This window comes from Denitrobacterium detoxificans (genome assembly GCF_001643775.1).
Lineage (GTDB): Bacteria > Actinomycetota > Coriobacteriia > Coriobacteriales > Eggerthellaceae > Denitrobacterium > Denitrobacterium detoxificans.
The window spans coordinates 17,540-27,474 of sequence record NZ_CP011402.1 but is presented as its reverse complement, the minus strand read 5'-3'; the positions used below and the strand labels follow the sequence as shown (position 1 = coordinate 27,474).

The 9,935-nt window shown below is 57.9% G+C and carries 8 protein-coding genes; 2 read left to right on the top strand and 6 right to left on the bottom strand.

Annotation, left to right across the window (positions count from 1 at the left end):
• Positions 1-890 precede the first annotated feature (890 nt).
• The 3 genes from hypE to AAY81_RS00100 all read right to left on the bottom strand — a co-directional run bounded on the left by hypE (position 891) and on the right by AAY81_RS00100 (position 2,694).
• Complete coding sequence (hypE, locus tag AAY81_RS00110; protein ID WP_066659850.1) at positions 891-1,913, bottom strand: hydrogenase expression/formation protein HypE; 1,023 nt, start codon at positions 1,911-1,913, stop codon at positions 891-893.
• Positions 1,914-1,985: 72 nt separating this feature from the next.
• Positions 1,986-2,411: a nickel-responsive transcriptional regulator NikR gene (nikR, locus tag AAY81_RS00105; protein WP_066659848.1), complete on the bottom strand. Its 426-nt coding sequence runs from the start codon at positions 2,409-2,411 to the stop codon at positions 1,986-1,988.
• A 28-nt stretch (positions 2,412-2,439) separates the two neighbouring features.
• The gene (locus tag AAY81_RS00100) at positions 2,440-2,694 is read right to left on the bottom strand and encodes a dynein gamma chain protein (RefSeq protein ID WP_066659845.1); all 255 of its coding nucleotides are present in this window, start codon (positions 2,692-2,694) and stop codon (positions 2,440-2,442) included.
• 255 nt (positions 2,695-2,949) lie between these two features.
• Here AAY81_RS00100 and AAY81_RS00095 point away from each other — a divergent pair, with 255 nt between their 5' ends.
• Positions 2,950-3,894 carry a MarR family winged helix-turn-helix transcriptional regulator gene (locus tag AAY81_RS00095; protein ID WP_082867755.1) on the top strand — a complete coding sequence of 315 codons (945 nt, stop codon included), beginning with the start codon at positions 2,950-2,952 and terminating at the stop codon, positions 3,892-3,894.
• A gap of 96 nt (positions 3,895-3,990) precedes the next feature.
• Positions 3,991-5,370, top strand: a complete 1,380-nt coding sequence (locus AAY81_RS00090; RefSeq protein WP_066659838.1) for a response regulator transcription factor — start codon at positions 3,991-3,993, stop codon at positions 5,368-5,370.
• Positions 5,371-5,466: 96 nt separating this feature from the next.
• Here AAY81_RS00090 and AAY81_RS00085 read toward each other — a convergent pair whose 3' ends face one another.
• The 3 genes from AAY81_RS00085 to AAY81_RS00075 form a co-directional block, all read right to left on the bottom strand.
• Positions 5,467-7,314, bottom strand: a complete 1,848-nt coding sequence (locus tag AAY81_RS00085) for an FAD-binding protein (protein ID WP_143117306.1) — start codon at positions 7,312-7,314, stop codon at positions 5,467-5,469.
• A 164-nt stretch (positions 7,315-7,478) separates the two neighbouring features.
• On the bottom strand, positions 7,479-9,293 hold the full coding sequence (typA, locus tag AAY81_RS00080) for a translational GTPase TypA (RefSeq protein ID WP_066659834.1): 1,815 nt from the start codon (positions 9,291-9,293) through the stop codon (positions 7,479-7,481).
• A gap of 18 nt (positions 9,294-9,311) precedes the next feature.
• Complete coding sequence (locus AAY81_RS00075) at positions 9,312-9,857, bottom strand: J domain-containing protein (RefSeq protein WP_066664651.1); 546 nt, start codon at positions 9,855-9,857, stop codon at positions 9,312-9,314.
• Positions 9,858-9,935 lie beyond the last annotated feature (78 nt).

The following is a 9,935-nucleotide window of genomic DNA, read 5'->3' as shown; positions in this document are numbered from 1 at the left end:
CGCTACCTTAGCGGAGGTTTTCCTCTCGACCCCAGCGAATCGCATATTTGCAGTAGCGCACTCCACTGCAAACGCACTCCTCGTATAACAACCCCCGGGCAACATACCCTTGAATTGCCAGGTCAAGTGAGAATACGGTACTATCCGCGATACTTGGCCCGCTCAAGTTGATGCCCTCCAGGCGCGCAGCGCATAATTCACCCATTGCTACACTCCTGGTATCACTTGATACTATCAGCTATTTGCAACTTCCGCTATACCCTTTCTCCAAACAGTCTACATGCGTTACCTTGGGGTCATAATCCCTGTTCGTATGCGAAAAGATACGCGAAGGAGCAATTGCCCCTCACGGTGAATAATGTAGCGAGACCCTATATCTTGTGCACCCCAAGCGCGCATGCGCAAGCTCTACGTCGCGTGAATCGCCCACCGAAATGAGCGCAATCCAACCGTGCTCTCCATCGATGGCACCCAAGGAATCATCGGTCGCGCGGCCGTCACATCCGTCGCGCATCCGAGTCGCTTTCGAATGCACGCCAAAGCATCCGTCCAAGGATAGTCAGACGGAGCGATGTGGCGAAGATGAGCCCTCGGCGCCGAGGACGCTCCAGGCATCCTTCGCGCGGTGCCCGCCGCGCCCATCGACGGCCATCCACCAAGCCATCCAAAGCAGCCTTACACACGATTCGACAGCAACGCCAAAGCGAAAGGAGCCGCGCCCGCAGACGCGACTCCTCCATACCCTTGCGGCAACGAAATCTCATCCATTGCCGCGTTCATTTTTCACGCTCGCGGTTCAACTTTCACGAAATCTTCAGCCCTATGGGTTCAAGCCGCGAGGGCTCCCATGGTTCTCTTTTCGCGCTCGTGCGACCGCCAGAGTTTATTATTTAGCAGATACGAGGGAGCTGCTCCCCCACCAACATATCGAGGATGCGCATGCTTCCGAACCCGGTTCTAATGCTCACGCGCGGCGAACGGTCGTCGGGACACGGAAGAACCTCTCCGATAATCGCCGCATCGGTTCCGTACTCATTCGCACGCATGGCTTCCAACGCAAGTTCAGATTCTTCCGCGGGAACCACGCAAACCATCTTGCCCTCATTGGCAACCTGGAAGACATCGTAGCCCAACATTTCGCACGCACCACGAACGGCATCCTTCACCGGAACGTTCATTTCGTCGACAACCATATCGACGCCACTCTGCTCCGCAAGTTCATTGAGCGTGCTTGCCAAACCACCGCGCGTGGGGTCGCGGAAGCAACGCGTATGAGGCGCCGCTTCGAGCACTTCCGCGATCAAATGGTTCAAGGGAGCGGCATCGCTTTTCAGGTCGGCGCGGAAGCTCAGCTCCTCTCGACAGCTCATAATCGTGATGCCATGATCGCCCAACGTACCCGACACAAGCACCTTATCGCCCGGCTTGCAGTACTGACCGCCGAGCACTCGTCCGGCGGGAATGAAGCCCACACCGCTCGTGTTGATGTACACGCCATCGCCATGGCCGCGATTTACGACCTTCGTGTCGCCCGTTACGATGCGCACGCCAGCTTCCTTGGCTACATCCGCCATGCTTTGGCAAATGCGCTTCAGGTCTTCCATGGGGAAGCCTTCTTCCAAAATGAAGCCGCACGAAAGGTACTTCGGCGCGGCGCCACTGGTAGCCACATCGTTCACGGTACCGCACACGGCCAAATGCCCGATATCGCCGCCCGGGAAGAAATGAGGGGTCACCACGAAGCTGTCGGTAGAATACGCCAGGCGTTCGCCCTCTGCGGGAAGCGGCAAATCGGCCGCATCATTGCCAGCTGCAAGCTCTTCCCCACCATAGGCATCGAAGAATACCTCGTCGATAATGCGGCGCATCATCGTGCCGCCGCTACCATGACCTAGCAGGACCTTTTCGTCCATAGTGTTCCCTTTCGCAAATAAGGCGCCTGTGCGGCGCCTTACATATATATGTATAGTTGCCGGCGCTAGAAGCTAGTAGATGCGCCCACCTGTTGACGTGAGAACCAGGCGCCCCGTCTGCACGCCCTTCAACCCCAAAATGAGGTCGGCGATGCCTTGCACCAAGCCCGTCTCTCCCCGAATGATGATTACCTCCAGGCAGGCATGGTGATCGATATGCACATGAGTGCTCGAGATAACGTTCTCCAGGTACTCATGCTGTACGCCGTCGATCTTGTCACGCAGGTCGTTTACATGGTGATCGTACACGATGGTAAGCGTCCCCATGACTTCCATGCCCAACGTGCCGCATTGCTCGCTAATCAGCGCCTCGCGCACCAAATCGCGTATTACCTCGCTGCGATTCTTTGCCAAGCCACGGCGCGCCACCAGCTGATCGAACTCAATCAGCAGATCTTCCGGCATAGCCACTGAAAAGCGCATGAGATCGTTGGACATAACGCCTCTTTCTTACCAACTAGCGAATCTATACAAGCTTAACCGAAACGTTGGCCACGGCTTCGGCGTCTTCTTCCAAAGCATCCTGAGCGTCGGTGATAAGCGCACGGGCGTCATCGAGCAGATGCTGCACCTGATGCATCAGCTCGCAGGTCTTTTCGTAGCCCGCATCACCGGCAACATGACCCAGCTTGTGAGCCCACCTGCGATTCAAAGCGATCTGGTCGTCGATCTGCTCGAGCATCATCTTGTACTGACCCGTGTTGACACCATTCTGGCACATACCGTGCTCCTTTCGATTTGGCGTGTCCTTCCTCTTTGCTAACAGTGTAGCCCTGTTCCCCCACTCCGATGTGACGAATTAGTAAAAATGTGTGAGCATGCGTCAATTTAGCCGCAAGGAAGTCGCGAAATTCAAAAGACACCAGAACGGTTACATTTAGTTTCCAAACATCAACAATACCTGAATGACGTGCGCCCATGCTATGCCCCCGCAATAAAATACTTGCATAGCTGAACGACGGGTAGGGGTATCAGCATGGCACACGCAGCAATGGCTCAGCAGGCCGAACAGGCGGCATTTACATCAACGTATTTCATCCCGTTTTCCATGGAGCGCAATGCGCTACGCCAGGTTTTGGAAGCCGAAGGCGTACTGAGCGCAACGCAGTATCGCATGCTCATCGAGCTCTTCTTCGCGCATCCGGGAACCATTCCCCAATCGGAGCTCAGCACGCTGCTTCACGTGAAACCAAACGTGATAGCAAACGCGTTCCCCCAACTCGACACGCTCATGTTCACGCATCGCCGAGAAAGCGAGCAAGATGCGCGCGCACGCATTGCCGCCATCACGCCGCAGGGGATCGCCTACGTCAACGAAAGCGAGAAGACGCTCGTCACGCAATTCAGGATCACCTGGCCACCACGCAACGAGAATTACCAGCGACTCTTTCGGGCCATTACCCACGTAGGCCACTCCATCGACAAGAACATCCCGCCCGTGATTTCGGCGACGCACCCAACCACGCATCTCATTGCTGCGCTGGAATCCATCGCACGCCCCATTGAAGAGGAGACGAAGACCCAAAGCGGCTACCCCATCCCCGAATGCCGAGTCATGCAGCGCCTCTACGAAACGCATATGCCCATGCGCATTGGCGTTGTGGCCAATCAGCTCATGCTCACGAACGCAACGGCCACGCGCACTACGAAGGCCCTGCATGAAAAGGGGCTCATCCAGCGGCTTGCGCATCCCCACGACAACAAGGCGGTATACATCGCCCTTACCGAACGGGGCGAGCGCGAAGCTCTGCGCGTGGTGAATATCATCAACTATGCCGGGTCAAAGTTCTTCTGGGATAGGCTGGGCGAAGGACACATGATTACATTCACCCAGCTCAATCGCGTTATCGTAACGATCATGAAGATGCAGCGACAGGCGCAGGAAGCAGCAGAGCTTTCCAACCTGACATCCATCGACTAGCAGTCGACAATCACCAGATAGCATCCTCCTAATCGATGCCCCGCACGGTTTCTAACGTATAATCGTGCGGGCCATCAATTGCTATAGGGGTGTTGGATGCGCATACTATCTCGCGAAAAGACCGCTTTTGCCGCAGAGCATCTGCTCTGGGGCGCGTTCCTGGCGTCCTTTCTCACCATCATTGATTACCTGCCCGAATTACGAGGAGCCTCGCTTTCGTTCTCCTTCGCCTTCATTTGCGCGCTCGTCCTCGTATCGTGCGCGGCGATCGCACTGTGGCATCTCGCACCATCCGCGATTACGAAGGCATCCCCCATCGCACCCGTGATACTGCTTCCCTGTTGCCTTGCCATCTCGCACTTTGCGCCCACCACCACGCCTATCACCATCATCACCGCCGTAGGCTGCGCCATTGCCTTCTTCCCAAGCATATGCAAATGGGCCGCCAAATACGCTCGACACGACTTTCAAGACGCTGCGGTCGGGATATCCATTGGCGTTATCACTTCTTCCTGCCTGGAGCTCATCGCATTCGCCATCCCCGAAGCTCTGCTCTTCGCCTATACATCGCTCCTATTCGTCGTTGGCTGCTTTCCCATCCTCGCGAGCAACGACGAGACGCCGAAGGAAAGCGCCATTGCGCCCGCAAACGCGCATGACACACTGCCCCGCATCATTACGGCCATCGCCGACATCGCTTTCCCCATTGCGGGCCTGTTCATCTTCTATCTCATCACTGGTTCGGCCCGAGCATCCCAATTCGTTGATACGCCGATCGTTTCCGCAAACCACAGCCTCCTGGAAATCACGTTTCGAGCCGTCTGCGCCATTCCGCCCATTTTGCTTGCCCTGCATCCGCCTCGGCAATTCAGCCTGAATATCATCCTGCAAGCCGTCTTACCCGCTGGAGCTGCGCTTTTGCTGCTCCCCTGGATGCTCTTCCCCCAAAGTGGCAGCACGCCGGCAAACGCCTTCTTCGCCTTTGGCGGTGGAGCATGCTTTAGCAGCTGCATGATTACATCGTGGCTCTACGTGACCACCGCCATTCGTGCGGAACGCGATTTGGCCATACCCCTTTGCGGCATAACGCTTGCCGCCATCCTCATCAGCGTGCCGTTGGGGTTTGCGACCTTCACGTATCTGGGAGACGACATCGCCCGCAATGTCGCACCCCTCTGCACCATGCTGTTCTTGCTTGCCAACTACGCAATCCTCGTCTTGCGCCCCACCGCAAGCCAACCAGCGGCATTCAATGCCGGAATCGAAGAGCATTGCCTCGCCATCGCACAGCAGTACAATCTCACGCCCCGAGAAGGCGAAGTGCTGTCCTACATTGCGCGCGGCAGATCGTCCACGTACATAGCCGACACGCTCTGCATATCGCCCCACACCGTGAAAACCCACACCCGCCACATCCACGAAAAGCTGGGGATTGGCTCGCGGCAGGAAATCATCGACCTCATCGAAAACGAATAGCATCAACGCAAATGCCCCGCTTGCATGTATGACGCAAGCGGGGCACTCGAGCGATGCTCGACGGGGAGGGTGTCGTCGAGCCTAAGTGCTTCGAATTTACAGGTTAGCCACCGTCTTACCGCAGACGCGACCATGGGTCATCGCCATGCCGATGGAGACGCCAGCCGTAGGCGTGCTATATGCATTGCCGAAGCGCTGGCCAAGGCAATTGCCAACGGCATACAGGCCCTTGATGCGCGTGTAGTCAGGGCGAATGACATTCAGGTTCTCGTCAGTCATCAAGCCGGCAAGGGTAACCAAGCCCGCTACGCCCTTACCGCTATTGGAGGAAGGCGCCACGTAGAAGGGCGGCTCGTCGATGGGAATCATCACTTCCGCATCCTTGCCGAAGTCGGCATCGGACCCGGCATAGCACAGCTCGTTGTAACGCGCGACGGTTGCCAGCGCCTCCTTCAGTGCATCGCCCTCGTAGCCAGCGTACTTCAAAGCCGTTTCCAGATCGTCGGCGCCATAGACCGTCGACTGCATGCGCTCGGCAATGGTGCACGTACGGACCAATCCACCCTGCGCTCCCGCCGCAACCACAGTTGACATGTCGGTTACCAGGTCGTCGTAGTACTGCGGACGCGTATAGTTCGGGGCACCATGGTCGATGCTCGCGCGCTGAACGGTAGTGAGCCACTTCGAGTCGGTAATCGTGGCGATAGTGCCAATGGGCTGCCTAAGGGTGGCGGAAAACGCACCAACCGTAACGGCCTCGTTCATGTAGCGCTTACCCTCGGCATTCACCCACAGGAACGGAGCGGTACCCCATGGACCGCCGCCACCGCCACCCATGCTCATCGTGGGACGCGGGCCCGGCTCGATATAGCCACCAGCCCAGCAGCCCATCTTCAGGCCACTGCCGTCATTCATGGTCATGGCGGTTACGCTACCCGCTTCCACGCCCTGACGCTCGCACCATTCGGGAACTTCCGTAATGAGGTTCCAGATCATCTCGCCGTTCTGGCCCATGTCACCCGTAGCCAGAATGACGCCCTTGGCGGCCTCGAACTTGATGTACGAACCATCGTCAGCCTTGGCGATAACGCCCGTCACGTCCCCGTCGCTATTCTGCGTGCAGACGACCGCGGTGGTTCCGTAGTACCACTTGGCACCCAGGCGCTCGGCCTCGGCAACCTGGAAGCTCTCCGCCTCGCTGATATTGGACATGGCGCCAACGCCATTCACCGGCTCATCGCTGTACTTGCCCCAGAACATGGCATCGCCAACCCAGGTCTTATACCCACCCATTTCGATGGGATAGTCCTCAGGGTTGCGGCCGTAGGCAATATGCAGGCCCAACTCGCCCTTCGGGCCCATTTCAAGCATATGATTGTCAGAAGGAATCAGGCCGATGAAATGGTCGAATGCTTCGCCACAGTTATCCACGAACGCGCGGATGATCGCGGGGCTCACACGATTACCACCTCGACGGCAGAACTCAGTCACGATTTCGCCCGTGTCATACGGACCATATCCCTGGTTGATGAGCCACTGGCTGTTGAAATGCCCAAATTCCTGGCCATAGTAATGCAGGTAGCCCGTGTCGGAGTCAACGTTACGTGCCTCGAGCACAACGACGCTTGCGCCTTCCTCCGCAGCGGCAAGGGCAGCCTGCGTTCCGGAATGGCCACTGCCACATACCACCACATCTGCCTTAACGACATCGCTGATCTTGCTCTCGTCAATTGCGGGAGCCTCGCCCAGCCAATCTTCCGAGCACATATACCCCGAAGGATGCGTCGATGCCTGGGTGGCTTCGGCGCTCTGGCTCTGCGACTTAGGCGATGAGCAACCCGGCATGGCAGCTGCCGCGACGGCTGCGGCACCGGCAAGTGCCGCGCCCTTCAGGAAGCCCCTGCGCCCCATCGTCGTTTCCGGAGACTTGTTTTCGATTCCCATAAGAATCCTCCCTTTCACCTTCGGACGCCCTCCTGACGTCCGCTGAGTGAAACGTAGGGGTTTTGCGCGGGGCGCAGGAGACACGAAAGGGAGTATTGCAACGAAAAACCCTCCTAATCACTAAGTGATTAGGAGGGTCCCATCTGGGAGCATGTTACATGCGGCTACTTATTCTTGTTAGCCTTCTTGCGAGCCGTGGTATCCAGAATGCGCTTGCGCAGGCGGATGTTCTTGGGCGTAACCTCAACCAGCTCGTCGTCCTGAATGTACTCCAAAGCCTCTTCCAGCGTGAAGCGCACGGGGGGAGTGAGCTGAATAGCCTTGTCAGCGGAAGACGAACGCTGGTTGCCCAGGTTCTTGGTCTTCGCGATGTTCACGACCATATCGCCTTCCTTGGCGCTTTCGCCCACGATCATGCCCTCGTAGCAATCGTCGCCCGGAGACACGAACAGCGTGCCACGCTGCTGCAGCGTATCAAGAGCGTAGGCAACGGCTTTTTCGGTGCTCATGGAAATCATGCCGCCGTTCTTACGGCCAGCATACTCGCCACGATAGGCACCGTATTCCATGAAGCGATGGAACATGTTTGCCTCGCCGCGCGTAGCGTTCAGCAGCTTCGTGCGCAGACCCATGGTGCCGCGCGTGGGAATGCGGAACACCAGCTGCGTCTGGTCGCCCTTGCTGGCCATGTCGAGCATCTCGCCGCCGGCATTGCCGAAGACCTCGATGCACTTGCCTGCGTATTCGCTGGGTGTTTCCACCGTTGCTTCCTCGATGGGCTCGAGCTTGTGTCCGTTCTCATCGGTCTTGATGAGCACGCGGGGACGGCCAACCTGCAGCTCGAAGCCCTCGCGGCGCATGGTCTCGATGAGGACGGAGATCTGCAGAATGCCGCGACCGGCAACTTCGATGCCGCTCTTGTCTTCCAGCGGCTGAATGCGCATGGTCACGTTGCTTTCGGCTTCCGCTTCCAGGCGCTCGTTCAGCTGACGTGCGCCAACGATGTCGCCATCGGCGCCCACCAGGGGGCTGTCGGAAGGCTGGAACACAACGGCCATGGTAGGCTCGTCAATCTTGATGGGGTCGAGCTCGATGGGATGGTCGATGCTCGTGACCATATCTCCGATGTCGGCATCTTCCACGCCAACCACAGCGATGATGTCGCCAGCATGAGCTTCGGGAACTTCCACCTTACCCAGCTTGTCGAACGTGAAGACCTGCTTGATGTTGGCGTTGTAACGCACGCCGTCGCGCTTGATGACGAGCATCTGGTCGTTCTTGTGCAGCGTACCGCTGTACAGACGACCAACGCCAATGCGGCCAACGAAGCTGGAGTGGTCGACCGTGCACACCTGCAGGGCCACGGGGCCTTCGGGCTCGCAGTCGGGAGCCGGAATCTCCTTCAGGATGGTGTCGAGCAGCGGAATCATGTTGTCGTTGTCGTCGGTTGCCTCGTAGCGGGCGTAGCCGTTCATGGCGCTTGCATACACCACGGGGAAGTCGAGCTGCTCGTCGGATGCTTCAAGCTCAACCATGAGGTCGAACACTTCGTCGACGACCTCTTCGGGACGAGCGCCGGGACGGTCGATCTTGTTTACGACCACGACGATGCGCAGACCCAGGTCGAGCGCATGACGCAGCACGAAACGCGTCTGAGGCATGGGGCCTTCGAATGCATCCACGATGAGCAGCGCGCCATCGGCCATGTTGAGCACGCGCTCAACCTCGCCGCCGAAGTCGGCATGGCCCGGCGTGTCGATGACGTTGATCTTCGTATCGTTGTACGTGATGGAGATGTTCTTCGAGAGAATCGTGATGCCGCGCTCGCGCTCCTGATCGTTGCTGTCGAGCACGCGGTCTTCCACCTGCTGATTCTCGCGGAAGACGTTGGTTGCCTTCATCAGCTGGTCGACCAGGGTCGTTTTACCGTGGTCAACGTGCGCGATGATGGCAACGTTGCGGATGTGTTCCTGTTTCATGCCTCTGCCAATCCTTGCTTACTCAAGCTCTTCGAGCTCTGCCAGTATCTGCTTCTTCTCGTTGTTGAGGTTGTTGATTTGCTTGGTTAGGTCGCCTACGCTGCGATGCGCGGTAAAGGCATCGAAGCCACCCCAGAATGCAACGGCGCCACCCAGGCCAGCGAGCCAGGGAATGCGCCAGCGCGCGAAGAGCGCGGCCACGGCTCCGCCAATGAGCAGCATGAGCCCCGTGCGCCTGCGGTCGATGAAGGAATCGCGTTGCTGCTGCAGCTGAACGCGCGCAGCGGCGATGCCACGCAGCTTGGATTCCAGCTCCACCACGCGCGAACGGGAAGAGGATCGCGCCGAACTGCGCGCTTTCGAACCCGAGCCCCCACGCGAAAGCACCTCGTAGGCTTCCTGCAGGTTCTTGAATTGCTCTTCCGCTCGCTTCTGCAGCTTGCGGTTTCCCGCGAACTTATCGGGATGCAGAATCTGAGCCGTTTCCTTGTAGGCGGTCTTTATCTCGTCCAGAGTGGCATCGTCATCGAGCCCGAGCAAACGCAGCGCTTCAGCGCGATTCACAATGCACACCCCTTTCGAAAAGCCTAGAAAATAACGCGCGTTATCGTACCACGCGTCCGTGTGTATCGTATGGTGTCC